Origin of the sequence: Psychrobacillus sp. OK032, assembly GCF_900111345.1 — a bacterium.
Taxonomy (GTDB): domain Bacteria; phylum Bacillota; class Bacilli; order Bacillales_A; family Planococcaceae; genus Psychrobacillus.
In genome coordinates this window covers 107,460-127,190 of sequence record NZ_FOGY01000009.1, presented here as the reverse complement: position 1 = coordinate 127,190, position 19,731 = coordinate 107,460, and the positions used below count along the sequence as shown (strand labels likewise).

The 19,731-nt window shown below is 36.5% G+C and carries 14 protein-coding genes and 1 pseudogene; 4 read left to right on the top strand and 11 right to left on the bottom strand.

The window, feature by feature from the left end; translation table 11 throughout:
• Nucleotides 1–632: 632 nt before the first annotated feature.
• The 6 genes from BMZ04_RS17090 to BMZ04_RS17065 all read right to left on the bottom strand — a co-directional run bounded on the left by BMZ04_RS17090 (nucleotide 633) and on the right by BMZ04_RS17065 (nucleotide 8,493).
• A complete protein-coding gene (locus tag BMZ04_RS17090; RefSeq protein WP_093274302.1) occupies nucleotides 633–1,016 on the bottom strand; it encodes a Rid family detoxifying hydrolase in 384 nt (127 codons plus the stop codon).
• 317 nt (nucleotides 1,017–1,333) lie between these two features.
• On the bottom strand, nucleotides 1,334–2,998 hold the full coding sequence (locus tag BMZ04_RS17085) for a PucR family transcriptional regulator (protein WP_255367990.1): 1,665 nt from the start codon (nucleotides 2,996–2,998) through the stop codon (nucleotides 1,334–1,336).
• A 95-nt stretch (nucleotides 2,999–3,093) separates the two neighbouring features.
• Nucleotides 3,094–4,425 carry an allantoinase gene (locus BMZ04_RS17080; protein WP_093274298.1) on the bottom strand — a complete coding sequence of 444 codons (1,332 nt, stop codon included), beginning with the start codon at nucleotides 4,423–4,425 and terminating at the stop codon, nucleotides 3,094–3,096.
• 43 nt (nucleotides 4,426–4,468) lie between these two features.
• A complete protein-coding gene (allB, locus tag BMZ04_RS17075; protein WP_093274293.1) occupies nucleotides 4,469–5,827 on the bottom strand; it encodes an allantoinase AllB in 1,359 nt (452 codons plus the stop codon).
• Between the two features lie 18 nt (nucleotides 5,828–5,845).
• Nucleotides 5,846–7,237 carry an allantoin permease gene (locus BMZ04_RS17070; protein WP_093274290.1) on the bottom strand — a complete coding sequence of 464 codons (1,392 nt, stop codon included), beginning with the start codon at nucleotides 7,235–7,237 and terminating at the stop codon, nucleotides 5,846–5,848.
• A gap of 275 nt (nucleotides 7,238–7,512) precedes the next feature.
• Entirely contained in the window at nucleotides 7,513–8,493 is a 981-nt protein-coding gene (locus BMZ04_RS17065) for a 2-hydroxyacid dehydrogenase family protein (RefSeq protein ID WP_093274286.1), read from the bottom strand.
• A gap of 474 nt (nucleotides 8,494–8,967) precedes the next feature.
• On the opposite strand from BMZ04_RS17065, the gene BMZ04_RS17060 reads away from it, so the two are divergent.
• The gene (locus BMZ04_RS17060) at nucleotides 8,968–9,846 is read left to right on the top strand and encodes an alpha/beta hydrolase (RefSeq protein ID WP_255367989.1); all 879 of its coding nucleotides are present in this window, start codon (nucleotides 8,968–8,970) and stop codon (nucleotides 9,844–9,846) included.
• A gap of 275 nt (nucleotides 9,847–10,121) precedes the next feature.
• Nucleotides 10,122–11,552 carry a PQQ-dependent sugar dehydrogenase gene (locus BMZ04_RS17055; protein ID WP_093274280.1) on the top strand — a complete coding sequence of 477 codons (1,431 nt, stop codon included), beginning with the start codon at nucleotides 10,122–10,124 and terminating at the stop codon, nucleotides 11,550–11,552.
• A 212-nt stretch (nucleotides 11,553–11,764) separates the two neighbouring features.
• Here the strand turns inward: BMZ04_RS17055 and BMZ04_RS17050 are convergent, their stop codons facing one another.
• Together BMZ04_RS17050 and BMZ04_RS17045 are read right to left on the bottom strand one after the other, a co-directional pair.
• Nucleotides 11,765–12,325, bottom strand: coding sequence for a YybS family protein (locus tag BMZ04_RS17050; protein WP_255367987.1), 561 nt, complete (start codon nucleotides 12,323–12,325; stop codon nucleotides 11,765–11,767).
• A 461-nt stretch (nucleotides 12,326–12,786) separates the two neighbouring features.
• Nucleotides 12,787–12,972 (bottom strand): hypothetical protein, encoded by a 186-nt coding sequence (locus BMZ04_RS17045; protein ID WP_143128316.1) that lies wholly within the window; start codon nucleotides 12,970–12,972, stop codon nucleotides 12,787–12,789.
• Between the two features lie 319 nt (nucleotides 12,973–13,291).
• Here BMZ04_RS17045 and BMZ04_RS17040 point away from each other — a divergent pair, with 319 nt between their 5' ends.
• Nucleotides 13,292–13,672: a YmaF family protein gene (locus tag BMZ04_RS17040; protein WP_093274269.1), complete on the top strand. Its 381-nt coding sequence runs from the start codon at nucleotides 13,292–13,294 to the stop codon at nucleotides 13,670–13,672.
• Between the two features lie 418 nt (nucleotides 13,673–14,090).
• Here the strand turns inward: BMZ04_RS17040 and BMZ04_RS17035 are convergent, their stop codons facing one another.
• Entirely contained in the window at nucleotides 14,091–15,386 is a 1,296-nt protein-coding gene (locus tag BMZ04_RS17035) for a globin-coupled sensor protein (RefSeq protein WP_093274265.1), read from the bottom strand.
• On the bottom strand, nucleotides 15,370–17,043 hold the full coding sequence (locus tag BMZ04_RS17030; RefSeq protein WP_093274262.1) for a sensor domain-containing protein: 1,674 nt from the start codon (nucleotides 17,041–17,043) through the stop codon (nucleotides 15,370–15,372). The genes BMZ04_RS17035 and BMZ04_RS17030 overlap by 17 nt, the downstream gene beginning before the upstream one ends.
• A gap of 154 nt (nucleotides 17,044–17,197) precedes the next feature.
• Here BMZ04_RS17030 and BMZ04_RS17025 point away from each other — a divergent pair.
• A pseudogene (locus BMZ04_RS17025) lies at nucleotides 17,198–17,470 on the top strand (tyrosine-type recombinase/integrase); the annotation flags it as partial.
• 405 nt (nucleotides 17,471–17,875) lie between these two features.
• On the opposite strand, the gene BMZ04_RS17020 reads toward BMZ04_RS17025, so the two are convergent.
• Nucleotides 17,876–19,537 (bottom strand): hypothetical protein, encoded by a 1,662-nt coding sequence (locus BMZ04_RS17020; protein WP_093274255.1) that lies wholly within the window; start codon nucleotides 19,535–19,537, stop codon nucleotides 17,876–17,878.
• Nucleotides 19,538–19,731: the final 194 nt, after the last annotated feature.

Genomic DNA, 19,731 nt, shown 5'->3' with positions numbered 1-19,731 from the left:
GCATTAGTAAGTACCTGTCTCTGCCCCCGTATAGCTAATGAGAACTATGAATGGTATGACACACATAATAGGGATAAGACGTCGTAAGATAGTGCTGTTAAGTGTCCGCTGGGATTTCCGCTGCTGGGCGGACGCTTTCGCTACAATCCATGAAAGTTTGCTATTGAATCAGTTACACAATATAAATTCGATTTTTATGTAGTATTTCTCAAAAATAAAGTCTATCAAATGGATAAGATCGGTCAAATATTAGTTGTAAGCAAGCATCTCTAAAAAGAACGAGTTAATTTGGAAAGAGATAACGATAAATAAACGACATCATTCCAATTAATGGTTGTATGAAATGAACTTGAAGGGAGGACTGTCCAACTATAGGGAGAGATTGACCAACTTTCATGTTAGATTGTCCAACTATTCGAGGGGATTGTCCAGTTTTAAGGTGAGATTGTCCAAGTTCTATACGATTGTCCAAGTTATTCAAATGAGACTTCACAGCGTACGCGCAAGCGGCCGGAATGGCTCATCGCGCTCAACATACAAAATGCTACATCTTATGTTGCTAAAATTTTTAATAGTTTCCTAAGCAAAGAAAAAGCACTGGAATTTATACCAGTGCTTTGCAAAAAAATTACTTATGCTTTTCTTTTCGCAATCATTTCAATCTCTACTTCCGCGCCTAAAGGCAATGCTAAAACTGCCACACAAGTCCTAGCTGGATAAGGATCGTTGAAATACGTTTTATATACTTCATTCATAGAAGAAAAATTATTCATATCCGTTAGATATACATTTACTTTAACAACATCATCATGTGTTAGATTTGCTGCTTCTAATACCTCAAATAAGTTAGTAAAGCATCGTTTTGTTTGTTCTGCAATATTTCCTTGCAAATTTTCTTCTGTCTCCGCATTCATTGCTGTTTGACCAGAGAAAAAAATAAAATCATCTGCTTCTACTGCATGTGAATACGGTCCTGATGCTGTTACATTTTTTGCACGATACGTCTTTCTTACCATCTGATAACACTCCTAATCTTTTTATATAATAAAACATCAAATTCGCCTTGGCGTATTTACTCCTACGCAAGCTCGTCGCAGAAAACAGTGCGCCCAGATTCTATCGAGCTTGCTCGATAAATACCATTAAAAATCCGTGGCAACCGCCGGAGGCTTTGGGCCAACAGGATGTTGGTCACTCAGGCATTGCCGCAGGACGCGGCGATCTTAGCCTGAGTTCCTTGAAATTCAGCCGGAGTTGACCCTCCACTGAATGCATTAACTATTTTACATTCATCTCGCCACTTATAGAAGTGTGAGGTTTCTGCTGAATGAAGTCAATACTTATGGATTTTTTCCCGTTCTAGAAGTTCGGTAATCTTTAATCCAATTTGAACTAATAACACTTCTTCAGCGTTCTCAAAATCCATCCCTGTAATTTCCTTGATTCGTTCAATACGATAGACGACTGTTTTATGGTGGATAAAAAGAAGTTGGGATGCTTTTGTCGCATTTTGATTGCACTGTAAAAAAACTTTTAATGTGGTTAACAAATCTGTTTTATTTGCCTGCTGATAATCTAGCAGTATTTGTAAAGATGCTGGAATAAAAGTCTTTAACTCCTCGGAATTAGTGAACTTGCCCAGCATCCTAAAGACCCCTAATTCAGAATAAGATGTAATGGATTCTTTACCATTTAAAACCTCTCCAAATTCCAACGCATCTTGAGCCTTTATATAACTTTCGGAAATATTATTAATATGTTCTGATAGCGTTCCTATCCCGACTTGAATAATTATTTCGCTATTTTGTTTTTTCACTAAATCTAAGATAGTCGATACTCTTTCTTTCATTTTGATCAACCATTCTCTATCCTCTATTTCGACTTTCCAGAGCACCACTTTTAATCCGCTTTTACTACCAATAATCGCTTTTGGTAAATACTGATAAATAGCTTCGTGAAGCAATGTCTCTTCATTGCCATTGGATATTCCTCGTTTCACTTGTTTCGAAGAGATCAGTTCATTGTTTTTGCTTATTTTGAATAAAACAACTGCAAATGATCCTTCAATATCCCAACCAATTAAATTGGCATCTTGGTAAAGAATATTGGAAGGTAATTTTCCCTCAATTAATTGTTCCAGTAAATCATTTTTAAATCGTTTGTCTACTTCTGCCACAGCAAATCTTTTGACTAATTCAAGCGAAAGCGAGTTTGCAGCATTTTCAACTGCAATAAAATCAAGTTCTTCCAAAGGCTTATTCATTTCACCAATTAATAGGTAAGTTTTTATATGATTAATCGTTTCAATTGGAACGACTATTTGGTGTCCAATTTTCTCTTTTTGTTCAAGGTACTTAACGACTTGACGGTAATGCGGAAATTTCATCTCTTCTGTTTTGTCAAAATGATAATTCTTTGCAACAATTTCGAAATTAGTTAGAAAAGGGAGTGTGGAAGCTAAACAAGAGAAATTTCGGTCAAATAAGGCGACAGGATTTCCAATTAGTTTTTCTAATGTCTCAATGATTTTTTCTGGACTTTCATCAGCCAACGATAAAGATGTAAACTGGTCATGGATTTCTTTATAATACTGAAGTTTTTTTACTTGAGTATTTAAAATTTCTCCCATCACAGGATACAGAATGTCAACATATGGGACTTCTTTAGGAATTTGGATAATCGGCAACTTACACTTTTCCCCTTCATCGATGATGGACTGGGGAATCTCTTTTACAAAACGATGATTTTTAATCACTAATGCACTAACTTCTTTTTCAGCTAACTTTGCAATAAACTGCTTTTGCTCATTCTCGTTAAAAAAACGAATAGGGTATAAACTTGTTAAAATTAGTTCCCCACCTATTAACCAGTCAGTTATGTCTGGGGCTTCCATAATGGTTGAACCTTTGACGACTTTATGAAGATATTGTTCCCCGCTTAATACAACTGCCTTTTTTAATGATGCTAATTTCAAAACATCTTCAACACGAAATTCCAAGTAGCTCTCCTCCTCTCTACTAAGAAAAGGGCAGAGAAATGCCTCAGCCCTTTGTATTCCGTTTATTACATGTTACTCACAATATAATAACTCTTTTATGATTTTGGAAAACTACCGCTTTCATAAACAACCTCACCATTTACAATGGTCGTCTTCACTTTCCCTTTAAATTCCATATCTACATATGGTGAATGTTGATGACGATAGAACAAATCTTCTTTTTCTAATCTAAAGCTTTCATCTAAATTAACGATTGCGAAATCCGCGTTATAACCAACAGCAATATCTCCTTTACCCTGCAAACCAAAGATTTTTGCAGGATTGGTTGACATTAAGGTAACAATCTTTTCTAAAGGTAGATTACGTTTAGCATAGCCTTCTGTTAGCATAACATTAAATGTGGATTGTGCCCCAGAAATACCACCCCAACCTTCGAAATAATTATCCGTAATCGTCTTCATTGAAGCCGGCGCTGGAGAATGGTCAGAGGAAATCACATCAATTTCACCATTAGCAACTGCCACCCATAAATCTTCTAACTCATCTTCATCTCGTAAAGGAGGCGCGCATTTTGCCAATCCGCCTTTTTCTTCTAAGTCTATTACGGTTAATGATAAATAATGGGCACATGTTTCGACTGTGACATCTACGCCTCTGCGTTTTGCTTCTTCCACTATTTGAACTACTTTTCTGCTGCTTGCATGAACGATATGTAATTTACATCCCGTCACTTCCGCATAAGAAATAATTCTTCGTACAGCTTCTATCTCTGAAATAATCGGTCTTGATTCAACAAAATCACGTGCAGATGTTTTTCCTTCTTGTAACTTCTTCGTTGCAAGCTGATCACAGATTACTGTACTTTCCGCATGAACAGCAAGTAGTGAACCAATAGAGGCGATTTCTTCCATTCCTTTATAAAGCGTCTCATCGTCAGCATGATGGAAATCCTCTATACCGCTTGGCGACATAAATGCTTTAAAGCCGATGACACCATTGTCATATAGTTCCTTTAGATTATCAATATTTTCCGGTACGAGCCCGCCCCAATAGTTCGGGTTTACAACAGATTTCTCTTCGGAAAGTTTTCTTTTTAATTCTAAATTTTCTTTATTTATTGTTGGAGGTGTACTATTTAAAGGCATATCAAAATAAGTCGTTACTCCGCCCGCAGCCAAGCTTTTACTGCCTGTTTCAACGCCTTCCCATTCCGTTCTTCCAGGTTCATTAAAATGCACATGAGAATCTATTAAACCCGGGAAAACATGAAGACCTTCTGCGTTTATTTCGTTAGCACCTGTTGCACTGATTTCTTTATTAATCGATACTTCGGCAATCTTGCCATCCTTAATCGCAATATCTCCTTTGGCAACTGACTTCGAAGTTACAATTTGACCATTTCTTATTATTAAATCGTAATTTGTCATGATAATCGCTCTCCCTTTATTAAGAAAAGTTCGAAATCCTATTTTATTTTACAGTAGATAATAATTTTCCGATTGGTTCCCCTACGATTCCTTGTTGTAAATCGAAAACTACATTTCCGCGAACAATCGTTTTCGTTACACGGCAGTCAATTTTTCTGCCCTCATAGGCACTATGTTTGTTTTTGTAATATAGATTTTCTCTTCTCACAACATAGGATTGATTTGGATCTAGTAAAATAATGTCTGCATCTTTGGTAACAGCTATTTCCCCTTTATAAGGCAACTTAAAACGTTCGGCAGGGTTAAATGCAATCAAATCGACAAACTTTTCTACTGCTAAACCACGTTGTTTTACAGCTAAATCAAACATTAAATCAACGTTATTTTGAACCCCGCTAATTCCGCCCCATGCTTCAAATATGTTTCCTTGTTTCAAGTCTTCTGTACATGGTGAATGATCAGAAGTTAACCAGTCAATATTGCCATTCAATAACTCGTCCCATAATTTCGCTTGGTCTTTTGCTTTTCGAATTGGCGGCTGACATTTTGCTTTTGGACCAATTTCCGCTACTTGCTCAGCAGTCATCGCAAAATAGTGTGGACAAGATTCAACCGTTACATCTAACCCTTCCGAACGCGCTTTTAAAATTACTTGAATAGCTTCTGACGTACTAATGTGTACTAAGTGTAATTTACAACCTGTTTCCTTTGCAAACAAAATGGCACGCTGAACAGCATCTACTTCAGTGAAAATTGGACGTGAATCAACATACTCAGCTGCAGATGTACGGCCTTCTCTGATCATTTCTTCAGTGAGTTTAGACGTAACTGATGGGTTTTCAGCATGGATACATAAAATCCCACCCAATTCTGCTATTTTTTGCATTCCCTTGTACATGGTATAATCATCGACATTAGTAAAATCTCCAGGAATATCACTCGTAATATCGGAAAGGAAACATTTAAACGCTAGAACACCTGCACCTGCTAATTCTTCTAGTTTATCTAGATTTTCGGGTACAAGTCCGCCGTAGAAACCATAGTCAACATAGTTTTGGTTAACCGCAGCATCAAGTTTAAGATCAAGCGCTTCTTTATTAATCGTTGCTGGTAATGCATTCAGTGGCATTTCAACGTAACTTGTCGTACCTCCAGCTGCCATTGCTTTTGATCCTGTTTCAAACCCTTCCCACTCAGTTCGACCAGGCTCACTAATATGAACGTGCGTGTCAACCATTCCAGGCATTACATATTGACCACTAGCATCAATAACTTCTTTTGCTTCATCTGTGATTTCCACCGCTATGCAAGCGATTTTTTCATTTTTCACTCCGATATCGACTTGACGGACACCATCGCGAAATACAACATTTCCATTTTTAATAATTAGATCATACGTCATTACAGTTCCTCCCTAATATTAGGATATTTCATCCTCCAATGGATTAGATATCGTTTTTTTAGCGATCAATGAATAAAGAATGAAAGCAATAATTGTCCCTGTAAAGAAAGACATATCGTAAAGCGGCTTAAAGACAGGAACAAATTGACCAATTAAACTAATAACGCTAGCAATGATAAGCGTAATAATTGCTTGCATGTTAAATCCGTTTTGATAACTATAACTGTTGCTTGAACCATACAACCCATTCATATCAATGCGCTTTTTTGCAACAACAAAATAGTGAGAAAGCATAATACCAAGTACTGGGCTTAATAATCCCCCAATAACTCCCAAGAAAAGGAAAATACTTGTTGAGTTTTCCATGAGCTTCCATGGCATTATTATTATTCCTACAAGTGCTGCAATAAATGCACCTGATTTGAATGTTAATTTTTTCGGGAACAACGATGCTAATTGATAACCCGCTGGAACAATATTCCCCGTAATATTCACTGATAAAGTTGCCAAACAAATGGTTAATACTGATACAGCAATTGCAAATTTGCTATCAAATTTCTCTACTACATCAAGTACGTTCCAAATAGGGGTACCAAATGCAATTTCTGAACCGATGATAACAGCAATACTTGCAAAGGCAAATAATAAGTATGAAAGAAGGATTCCAGCAATTTGCCCAACTGTTTGAACTTTTTGAGAAACTGCTTCCCTTGTAAAATCTGAAATACTAACAGCAGGAGCCGCCCATGTTGCTAAGAGAGCACTTACACATCCTAAGAAAACGAGCAACGCATTTCCTTCAATTCCTTTAGGTACATATTGTATTATTGGAGTAATGCCTCCTGCTAAATTAATAGCCCAAATGGCCATTCCTCCAAATACGATATAAATAATTGGAGAAAGTATTTTTGTGAATTTCCCCAAGATTCCCATTCCACCATAAACAAACATAACGTTTACGGCCCAGAATAATAAGAATGAAATTAACCCAGGTAAACTTAAACCAAAGAAATTCCAATCGCCGCCTAATGTTAAATATACAGGCCACAGTTTCCCGATTAAAATCGTTACAGCAAGACTACCTGCATACGTTTGGAAACCAAACCACATAATTGCTGCAATGACTCCTCTAATTACACCAGGGACCATTGATCCTCTTGTACCAAATGATGTTTTAAGTAACATAGTAGTGGGAACGCCATACTTTGTCCCTGCATGCCCACCTATAGATAAAATTGCCCCTAAAATGAAGGCCGCAAGTATAATTGACCAAAATACTTGACCGACGGATAACCCAAGTGCGAAAAAACCTCCGATTGTTATATAGGCTGGTACGTTATGCACAGACCCCATCCAAAGGGCAAAATAGTTCCCCATACCCCACTTTCGGTCCTCTAACTTAATTGGCATTAAGTCTTTACTAATAGTTTGTTCTTGTTCTGGTGGAGTCTTTACCTGTTCTATGGGAATCGCCCCCTAAAGATATTTTTTTCTGTTAACTTAATGAAAACTAATTTTTCTGGGGTATTCTTATGCCTATACTGATGTCTCTTTTGATCTCTCTTATTTCTGTTGTTGCATCACAATACTCCTACCAATCTCTATAGTTTTTCCCAAACTAATTTGAGCTATTCAGACCTAGAGTTTTTCAACATGATTATTTCAACTATATGAACACAATAGATTTAACAGGATTTTACTTTGTTTACACCGTTCACTACATAAAGAGGATCCTCATTATTTAATACTTTTACAATGTTTTCAGCAGCCATTACTGCCATCGCATCTCGTGCTTCAAATGTGGCGTTACCAATATGAGGTGTTAAAACAACATTGTTTAGTTTTTTCAAGCCTTCTCCAATAGAAGGTTCAAATTCAAATACATCTAATGCTGCACCTTCAATTGTTTTTTCATTCAAAGCCTCTATAAGAGCTGCTTCTTCTACAATTGGACCACGTGCACAGTTTATTAAGTAGGCGGTTCTTTTCATCATGTCAAATTGTTTCGTACTAAACATGTGTTTCATGCTTGGGTTATATGAACAATTAAGTGTAATAAAATCAGCTTGTGTTAATAATTCATCCAACGAAACATATGTAGCATTTAAGGATTTCTCTACTTCCTCGCTTTTTCGGCGTGGGTTGTAGTATATAACTTTCATATCAAACGCTGCAGCCCTTTTTGCGACTGCTTGTCCTATTTGTCCAAATCCGACAATCCCAATTGTCTTCCCCGTTACTTCACGCCCTCGGAAATAAAGTGGCGCCCAGCCGTTAAAGCCAACTGTTCGGCATACTTCATCACCCTCTACTACCCTCCTTGCAACCGCTAACAAAAGAGCGATCGTTAAATCTGCTGTTGCTGCAGTAGAGGCAATCGGTGTATTGGTAGTGGGGATTCCTTTAGATGCTGCATATTCAAAATCTACATTATTGAAGCCCGCTCCATAATTTGCGATAATTTGCAAGTTCGGTGCTTTATCAATAATTTCTTTTGTGACAGGTGTTGATAATAAACTTAATAGGGCATCTTTACCTTGAATACGTGCTTTTAATTGTTCTTCAGAAATTAATGTTTCTCCAGGGAATACCTCTACCTCATGCTTTTCTACTAACAAGTCTAATCCCTTTTGCGGAATTTCTCCTGCAACTAAAATTTTGGCCATTCTAAAAACACCTCTTCAATATTTATGTAATATGAGCATCATTTCCTAACAATTAGTCATTCCCTAAATTCACTCTATTTATAGATGGCAAAACATCTAGCAAGCGCTTTCAGAAAATGCTTATTGTTTGGTATTTCACTTGTATTTTTCTATAAGATGTATGTACAACAGTTAATTATATAGAGAGGAAAACGTACATTCCGTTCATTTGATAATGTAGATAAAATCAAGGTCACACCTTTAGTATGAAGGGATAAAAATCATTAATCTTTTCTTAGTTGCTTTCGATACAACTAAATTCAGGCTTTTTATGAGCCGTTTTCAACGTATATGAGCAATTCTCCTAATTTACCGCTTATTTAAAGGAAATTTACTTTTGTGATATAATTCAATAATACTGAACCATAAATCGAATGATTTCAAAGGTTCGTTAGATAATAATAATAAAAACATTGACCATTTTATAGAAAGTGTGTGTTACAACAAATGAAAACAACTGTCGTTTATAAAAAAAGTGAACAATTTGAAATAAAAGCAGATTTTTATCCCACCACTCTACAGTTTGCTCCTGTCATTGTTTATATTCATGGTGGCGGTCTACTGTGGGGATCTAAAGAAGATATTAAAGTTGAACAAGTTAAATTTTATTTGCAGGCAGGGTTTAATGTATTTTCGATTGATTATCGACTTGCACCCGAAACCAAAATACCTGACATAGTAACCGATATTGCGGACGCACTTTCCTGGCTAAAGAATGAGGGGATAAAACAGTTTGACTATAACCCAGAAAAAATAGCAATGATTGGCGGCTCTGCTGGTGGCTACCTTGCACTTTTATCTGGAACTTTCGAGACAAAACCGCAAGCCATTGTCTCGTTTTATGGATACGGTGATATTACTGGAGAGTGGGCATTAAAACCAAGCCCTCACTATAAAAAAATGACAGCTGTTCCAAAAGAACTTGCGGACATGCTCGTATCAAATGAAGTCATTACCGTTGGACCGATTCAAAAACGTTACGCTATATATATGTACGCAAGACAAAATGGTGTTTGGATGGAGAAAATAAGCGACATGGACATAAAAGAGCTTCAGTCGTTTTGCCCGTTATACTCTTTAGATGCGGATTATCCACCAACACTTTTATTACACGGAACAATAGACGAAGATGTCCCATACGAGCAATCAGTATTGATGTCCGAAGCATTGACGAAATCTGGAGTAGAAAACCAATTGATTACTATTCCAAACGGAAAACACGTATTTGATGAAGATTGGCAAAGTGCAACAGTGCAAAATGCATTTGATCATGTCATTCAGTTTCTAAGAAAGCATCTTCAAGAAGACAATTGATCCAAAACAAGAGAGGGTGTTCCACTCAATTTGAGCGGAACACCCTTTCTGTTGTGAGGAGTATATGTGGCAACACACGACACATGCTCGATTTCTTTTTAAGTGGAATCGAGCTTTTTTTATTTAGCTTCCCTCAGCTTCTAATTCAATTCATTTCTCTTTAGGTTCCTATTAAATCAGATTGCCTTGTCACATTCCCCAGCCCTAATTAGGTACTAATAGAACCGTTCTAATCATATTCTTAAAAGGAAAACAGTAAGAAGGAGTGTAAAGTTATAGAAGTTAAGGTTCGCTTACTGCCCATTGTAACTAAGATAAATTTACCCACTGTTTTGAAAACAGCTATACTGCCGGGTGACTCAATGGAAAGATTATTTATCGCAACCCAGGTAGGAGAGATTTTTTACATAGGAAATGGAGTTATAAGAAATTTTTTAGATATTCGCTCGCGAATCATAAAACTTGGCGATTCTGAACTAGGTGTTTCTCGTGGTGGATATGATGAAAGGGGTTTGCTAGGTCTAGCGTTTCATCCCGATTTTTATTATAACGGTCTGTTTTATCTTCATTATTCAGTAGCTGGTACACAAGGTCCGGATGCTCTATCAGAACGTTTTATGCCTAACCCGTGTGATCCCGGAACTTTAAACCTAAGGTGGATAAATAGAGAAACTCAATATAATCATATTGATACAGTTGAAGAATGGATTTTACAATCGAATGGTCAACCTCAAAAGCGACGGACATTACTTAACTTAAGAAGACCATTTTTAAATCATAATGGTGTCAATAGCTTAAACTTTTCACCTGAAACAGGAAAACTCGTTTTAACAACCGGAGATGGTGGGTCAGGTTATGATCCATTTAATTTAAGTCAGAACGATATGGAAATAGCCGGTAAAATAATTGAAATCGATGTAGTTAAGAATACATTTATTGATAATCCACCCGTAGTCACACGTTTTAATGAACTTCCCGCAACTATTCAGGAAACACTTACGGTAATCGCCAAAGGCGTTCGAAATATTCCAGGCATTTCATATCAAAGGTTTTATGATCAATATATCAAATATGTGGGAAATGTCGGACAGGATTTGGTAGAGTCTATCTTTTCATTCGTTCAATATAAACCAATACCAGTTACTCAGCTTGTTCAGAATTCATTAATGAAATCTAAGTCTGACCAAGAAGGATTTATTAACTTTGGCTGGCGAGGGTGGGAAGGTGCTTTTCCTACTTCGATTATAAGGGGCTGCTCTGCAAATCCAACTATGGAGGAGAAAACAATTGCTTATTACAATGAAGCTGTAAAAAATTCAATGAGGCGTCTTCAGCCTTTAACTAGTTATTTTCATAAAGATCCCCGACCCGATAAGTTTGGAGGAACTGCACTTACAGGTGTGCAAGCTTATATGGGGAATGGAATCCCCAATTTAACAGGAAGCGTTGTGTTTACCGATCTTCTAGCCCGACACGCGGAATCTCAACTTCCGGGTAAAGGGGTTTTAGCCTATACTAGGGTAAGAACAGATAGTAAACCAAATGATTTTAGTGTTATTCAAACCGATTATAATTTTGGGTCCGGGTCAGCTTATTATGTTACTTTAGGTACGAATCTAGATCAAACGAGACTATATTTAGGAGTTTATGGCTCTATGAACGTGACTGATTTTAATCAAGGTACTATTTTTGAAATTGTTCTATGATTCATCACTATAAAATTCTACTTTCTACCAAATAAATCTCTTTCTTGGATTTAATTGAATCGAAAAAAAAACAAACAAGAGAGCAATCGGCTCCTTGTTTATTTATTTTTCCGGGTAATTAAAAGCCGAACACCTTGATTTCACTCGAAATATTTGTATTTTCCTTACAATAGAACGGTTATGTTGCTTGTCCTGTAAGACAACTACGAGAGTTACCAAGTTATAACGGTCTTAAATTTTTTAAAAAAGAATAAAGCCATCTCAACCCATAACCAGTTATAAAGGAAAGAAAATATAAAAATACTTCCTGCTGTAAGAAATGAATAAGATTCGGATACGGCTGGACCAAGTACGGGAAAGTGGAAAACATATAGTAGAGTCATAATACCTAACGTTAAGAGAATGGCACCAATAATAATAATGTTTAATCTCTTCTTGAAAAAGGAAAAAGCTGCACCTATACCAACCCCTATCACCCCTGTTGTAAAAGGGAAAATGACTATTTCACTTGGAAACAGAATGAATAGCAACAGGATGGTAAGAAAATAAGACATCACTCCCATCTGAATGGAAAACATAGCACCAATCAAAATAGGTAAAGTGGCAAATGGGCTGATAAAATATCCGATCCCTGGTAAAAAGCCACCAGCTGCCTGAAGTACAGTAGCCATACAGGCGAGTAAAGATCCTAAAACAAGCCTCTTCACTTTTGTATGTTTACGAAATTCTAATTGGGCAAATCGAACATCATCTGAAATTGATTTTAAAAACACATCGGTCCACCTCATACAAAACGTTTTTTAGATACAATACAACGCTACGTCCCCCAACAATCAAAAAAAATTTCCTTTTAAATCAGAACTTCTTATAAAAATAGTACCTATTTAAATCAATCCTTCTTCGATCAACGCTCATTTTAACCATCCATGCAGCATAAAGTAGTGCTGCACCACAGGGAATGAAAATGGTTAGAGGAGTCATACTAGTAGCCCACAAAATACATTGACCTATTTATGTACGCCCTCCTCTTTTTAACGATTGAGAAGAGTCTTGAAGAAACTTATTTTCATGGTAGTTTAAGAGAGAAATTACTAAAACACATTTTTAAATTATTCGATTTCATGAACATAATAAACGAAACGATACCGACAGTATTTATATTTAAAATTCTGCCGGTCCTTGATTTTGAGAGTTGGCATTAGATATATTAAGAGCCATAAGGACGGTTGTATGGTTAATGATGGTATGGATAATGATGGTATGGATAGCGATAGTATGGTGGGTAGATTGGGTAGAATGGGTAAATAGGGAAAAATGGGTATTGATAATGTGGATGTCGTCTTCTGTAAGGTCTCCCATAACCGTCATAACCGTATTCATCATCGTACCTGTCATGTCGATCGTAACCAAATTGTGTCATTATTTTTTCCTCCTTTGAATATGATTTAGGTTATGCTATGTAAGAATTGACAGTCTGTACATTCGCCTATACTCAGCATTGCTAAACTTCAATTGGTACATCAAGTAGTTTTATAAAAAAAGACACCTAAATAATATTAGGTGTCCTAAGGCTCCGTTACTTAAGTATAATACTTCACAAATTGTTGAATAAATATATCAAATGATAAATCGAGAGGTGTGGCGTATTTTTGCTAACAAACCTCTTTATCGGGATAAGTTTGAAACCTTTTTTACTACCCATACATATAGTATTGAAAAAGCAAAAAGGAGTTATACTTTTGGAAATACCAGTTTCCGGATTCATGTATCATTCAGACGATTCTGATCCTACGCATTCCCATCAGCTTCTTATTACTCAATGGGATGGAAGACCCGTGCCCGCTCATGTCCACGAATTTAGAGGTGTTACATCTTTTAATGTAGGACATAATCATGTATATGCCGGAACTACTGAACCAGCACCAAGTGGTGTACCACACAATCATAGATACTTTACTTTTACATCTGTCGATGATCGACATCGACATGAGATTCGAGGAGTTACCGGTCCAGCTATTCCACTTCCTAACAGCGGTCATTATCATGAGTTTAGTGGATTTACTACTGTAAATGGTGATAATCCACATAGACACAGTTATAGCGGAAGAACAAGTTTATAATGGCGTTTTCTGACTCGCAATTTTTATAAAAATTTTAAATTATATAACAACCACTCATTATCAAACAAACCCTTTGGGCCTCCAAGGGGTTTTTACTCTTCAATGGGGTGCGTTTACTTAAAATAGGCAACTTCTTGTTAGACTTTGAACAAGAAGTTGCCTATTTCTTTGATCTTTTTTATTCTTTTTCTTTTAAAAATGTGAGTATTCGCTTGAAATTGACCGCAAACATCACCGTGGCACCTTGTATTTCCATGCCAAATAGACGCATATCATAAACTAGGTAGTGAACAAAGCTACCCGAATAAATCTATCTCACAAATGTAATAAAGTAAAAATCTTTAAAGGTGTAGGTATATGTGCAGTTCAAAGTGACCCGAAAACCTGAGTGGGCGCCTTTCACTTTTATTATTAGGTGCTACAAATCATTAATCGTATCAATTAATCCATCTGAGGAATGTGCAATCATTTCAATTGCTTGATTTAACTCATTCAAAATGGTAGAAATTATAGTGATTTCCTCATTGGATCGTTCACTCTGCATCTTAATTCCGGACATTGCTTCTACAATATCATTAAAAGAATTAGAAACCTGATTATATGTTTCTGCACCATCATTAATAAGATAGTTCATTTCTGAAACGGATTGAGTCATGTCTATGATTCCATCATCTGTCTCTTGAATGAGAGCGGTCACATTATCAATTGCCTTTTTGGTTTCTTCGGAAAGTTTTCGAACTTCAGATGCAACGACAGCAAAACCTGCACCGTGTTCTCCTGCACGAGCTGCTTCAATTGCAGCGTTTAGCGCAAGCAGATTTGTTTGATTGGCGATTGCTGTAACTAAACCAACAATTTCTCGAATTCTATTAGAAGAAATTTGGAGTTGCTCCATTTTTTTCTGCAATGTGCCAATACTTTCATGTATTAATTGCATTTGTTTAGTTTGTTTACCTAGAAGGAGTTGCCCATCTATTGATTTCTCCTCTGTATGTGTAACAAATGAGAGACTTTGTGTTGTAAATTCTTCTATCGCTTTAGCTTGGGAAGCTAGCTGTTCAACAGATGCACTTGTTTCTTCACTTACAGCAGCTAGTTCTTGAGCAGTATTGTAAACGCCTTGTTTAACGGAATCTTGCAGAGCTTTTACTTCTAACCGCAGCCTCGTATTTTCTAATTCATAGGCTTCTAATACCAATTGTTGTTCTAAATTTAATATTTTATTGATAGCAGTTATGGCATTAGTTCGATCTTCAGTAGATATCGATAATCCAATCACAAATTGTGAAAATTCATAGTGTAACGTTTCAAAAGCACCCATATACCATTTAGGTTCTAGACCAATTCTGACATGTACTTGTGCAATTTTTTTCCTTTGAGACAAATAGTTAGAGTCAATTACTCCAGCGAACATTTCATACAAATGGTGATACAATGTTTTTTTCAGTCGTTCGACACTGCTATTATCTGTAATAATCTTCATTAATTTAGGTTCAGCTTCTAAAGATTTATAGAAACGTACTACCGTATTATTTAATATTTTTTCAATGTAAGGTTGTAGATGTTGAAGAATAGAAAGGTCTTTTTTAGTTAAGTGAATTAAAGCAATTTGTTTTTGTACTTCTGGCTCATTTGAGATATCCAATGTTACAGGAAGCATTTGTTTAAAATCAATTGTGCTTGTTGAATCCTTCTTGTTAAAAAATAGAGCCATTTAAAGTTTTCTCCTTTTGATAGTAGCTAAGTGGCTGAGGTTTTCCAAGCAAATATCCTTGAAATCCATCACAGCCCGCATCTAATAAATATTTTAGTTGTTCTTCCTCTTCAATTCCTTCTGCAAATACTGTAAATCCAAGCTCATGTGCTAAATGTATGATTCCGTTAATAATCGCTTTACTTGTTGGGCAATTTAAGGCATCTTTTACGAAGCTTTGATCAATCTTTATGCAGTTAATCGGAAAGTCCTTTAAATGCTTTAAACTAGAAAAGCCAGTGCCAAAATCATCTAATTCTACTTCCATTCCAACATCTCGTAATTGACGAATAACAGACACTACATAATCTGTCCTTGTAGTTGAAACCCCTTCAGTAATTTCAATTTTTATATAGCTTGGATCTATCTCATAGTCGTTACATAGTTGTTTCAGCTTTGAAATGAGCTTCGTATCAAAAAACTGTTTTAGGGACAAGTTAAATGCAACTTTTACTTTTTCCCCAGTAGCTTCTTGTAATTTGGGCAGATCTTGTAACACAAGCTCAAATAATAAATAACCTAATGGAATGATTAACCCTGTTTGTTCAGCTAATGGGATAAATTCACCTGGAGATACTGAACCTAAAATAGGATCATTCCATCGCACAAGCGATTCAAAACTAGTAAACTCCATTTCAGTATTACACTGAGGTTGGTAGTGCATGATAAAACGTTTTTCTTGAATGGCTTCATGCATAGCATTTTTAAGTGTTAATTTTCGATTTGTATCAATAATCATACTGTTATTAAAGAAAGCATATGTATTTTTTCCACTTGCTTTTGCTACGTTTACTGCATGGAATGCACTTTGCAGGGTATCCTCAAATGTATCCGTACTAGTTGGTAATTTAGAAACACCTACACTAAACGTTATGTAATAATCTATGTCTAAGTATGAAATCGGGCTCTCAAAATGATGCATTAAGGAATGAATTATTTTCCTTACTCCCTCTTCAGTTGTATTGCATATAACAGAGAATTCATCATTAAAGACTCTCGATAAAACGTGCTGACTACTCTGGAGAGCATCAGATAGACGTATTCCAACTCTATTTAAAATTTGATTGGCATGGAAAAGTCCTAGACTTTCATTGATGCTTTTGAAATCATCTAAGTTAAGGACTAGTAGAAAAAACTTTTCCTTATTGTTTAATCTATTTCTAACTTCATTTTCAAAGAATATGGCATTAGGAAGACCTGTTAGGACATCCTCGGTGACTTGTTTTTGAAGAAGAACTTCGAGCTCTTTTCTTTCTGTTATATCATGTCGAATCGCAACATATTGATAGGGTTTTCCCTTTTCGTCTAAGGAAGGGACTATGGATGTGTCCACCCAGTAAATAGAACCATCCTTTGCTTTATTTCGAATTTCACCTCTCCACGATTTCCCCACGGAAATTGTTGTCCACATATCTTGAAAAAAAGATTTTTCATGGAAATCTGAATTGATGATACTATGTGTTTTGCCTATTAACTCTTTAGAGGTGTATTGAGATATCTCACAAAACTTATCATTTACAAATGTAATCTTACCTAAAATATCTGTAATCGCTAATATAGTAGTGGAGTTTAGCGCAGCTTGTATGTCATATAGTTCTTTCAAATCCTTTTGAATCATTAGCTTTCGCTCCTAACACGAATCTTCACAAAAATTGACTTAATTGATACCGTAAATTCATTATAGACTATAGTACCATATCTAACTATTGTTTTCTTCGATTAATAGTATAAATGAACCTGAATTATTCACGCCAGCTTGATTTGCCGGGAAGGAAGGATTTCCTATGGTAATAAAACTTATTACAACAAGGTTGCAACGCCTATTTCCGAAATCCGACATCATAAAACACCTTAATCTTCATGGTTTCAGACACACACACGCATACTTTACTTTTAATGAAGCTGGAGTAGCTGTTAAAGAAATTCAACAACGATTAGGCCATACCGATATAAACACCACTATGAACATTTATGCACACATGACAAAAAACATGGAAGAAAAGGCCTCCCAACAGTTTAGCAAACTGATGAAAGACCTTCTCTAAAATTAGTCATATGCATTTTTTTACACACCGAAGTGGTCAAAAAGTGGTCAAGCAGTTCAAAACGAACTGGAAACCTTTCATTTACAAAGGGTTTCTGGTTATTTTTATATCATGCAGTCCATAAGGTGAGAGTGTGTTATATCTTTAACGATGTTTGCGAAAAGTTCGGTATATCAAGGGTTTGCTGAATCTAGGGTGTAACATCTTTAGCGGGAATTTACTATTTTCCACTTGATTGTGTTAGCAAAATGTTTGCACCTGAAAATTTTTTTTCGGAAGTCTTGTTTACAATATACTCAAAAAGGGGGGAATGAATATTCTCCTTCTTCATTCCCCTTCCTCTTTTTATTCAGTCCAAAGCCATTAAACTCTTATACTACAATCGATTATGCTAGAGAGTCCCTCTTATTTTAGGAAGTTTAAGAGGTTAGAGAATGAAGCTGCTAGGCCTTGATAGTATCCAACCATTTTATCCTTTAAAGAGATTTGGTCGGATTCCTTTTCTACCTCATTTTGACTCGTTTGTTCTGTTTCAGTAGCCGAAATCACTTCCTCATTTACTGTTTGTACTGGTTCTTCAAGATCTGATACTGTATTTTCCACTGATTCTACGGTTTCTTGCTCTGGTGTTTCTACATCAGAAGGTTGATCTTCATTTTCTTCAACAACTGGGATTTCTAGATTAACGTCAGTATCATTTGTTAGATCTGTATTTGCGTTATCAACAGGGATGTCTTGGGATGTATCTGTTTTACCAGCATCAGCAGATATATCGGATACTACATCAATTGCTTCAACGTTTTCAGATTCATCACTTGTTTGCGCTAATTTTTGTTCAATAAGGGTTTGATAGTATCCAATAACACTTTGATAGCCATTACCGATAAACTGATAAGTTTCATCTACCCATGTACTAGAGTTATCTTCTTGATTGTGTGAACCATCTACTTGGCCTTCTTCAGCTGTTGGTACTTCTGTTTCTTCAGCTGCTACGTCTTTTTCAACTGCTTCTGTAACACCTTCTACTTGGCCTTCTTCAGTTGTTGGGGCTTCTGTTTCTTCAGCTGCTGCGTCTTCCTCAACTGCTTCTGTACCTTCTTCTGCTTGGTCATCTTCAGCTGTTGGTGATTCTGTTTCTTCTGCTGCTTCGTCTTTTTCAACTGCTTCTGTACCTTCTTCTACTTGGCCAGCTTCAGCTGTCGATGCTTCTGTTTCTTCTGCTGCTTCGTCTTTTTCAACTGCTTCTGTACCAGCTTCTACTTGGCCAGCTTCAGTTGTTGGGGCTTCTGTTTCTTCTGCTGCTTCGTCTTCTTCAACTGCTTCTGTACCAGCTTCTGCTTGGCCTTCTTCAGTTGTTGGGGCTTCTGTTTCTTCTGCTACTTCGTCTTCTTCAACTGCTTCTGTACCAGCTTCTACTTGGCCAGCTTCAGTTGTTGGGGCTTCTGTTTCTTCTGCTGCTTCGTCTTCTTCAACTGCTTCTGTACCAGCTTCTGCTTGGCCTTCTTCAGTTGTTGGGGCTTCTGTTTCTTCTGCTGCTTCGTCTTCATCAACTGCTTCTGTACCAGCTTCTACTTGGCCAGCTTCAGTTGTTGGAGCTTCTGTTTCTTCAGCTGTTCCTTCTTCAACTGCTTCTGTACCTTCTTCTACTTGGCCTGCTTCAGCTGTCGGTGCTTCTGTTTCTACAGCTGTTCCTTCTTCATCAGCTGCTGTATCATCACTTATTTTATCTTCTTGTAGCACATCATTATTTGTTTCATCTATATTAACATTATTATCTGGATCATCATTAGTCGCTCCGGAATTAACTTGGGCTAGTTTGCTAACTAGTTTACCTTTTTCAGGAGATCCTGGTAGACTTTTTGCTAATGCAGAAACTTCCTGACCATGATTTTTCACTTGTTTAATAATTTCCGGATTAACGCCCTTTGTATCAAGCTCTGCTGCAGAAATAGGTGCACCAGCTGCTAAAAAGGTTGCAGCCATCATTGATGTTGACATCACTAGTGGTGCTACTTTCTTCGACAAGTTTTTATTTACTTTCTTAGAATCCATTTGTTTTTTATTCATTACTTGATCTCTCCTAATTCGTATTTTTTCTACTGATAGGATGGATTTTTCATAAATTCCGTTATTATCATTTCACCTCATATCAGCCCGAGTAAGATTATTACTCAAATTTTCCGGCAGCACCATCATCTGCCTGCCTTGAATATACCAAATCTTTGTTACCGTATTATTTTACTCTGATTAAAAAAAATGAC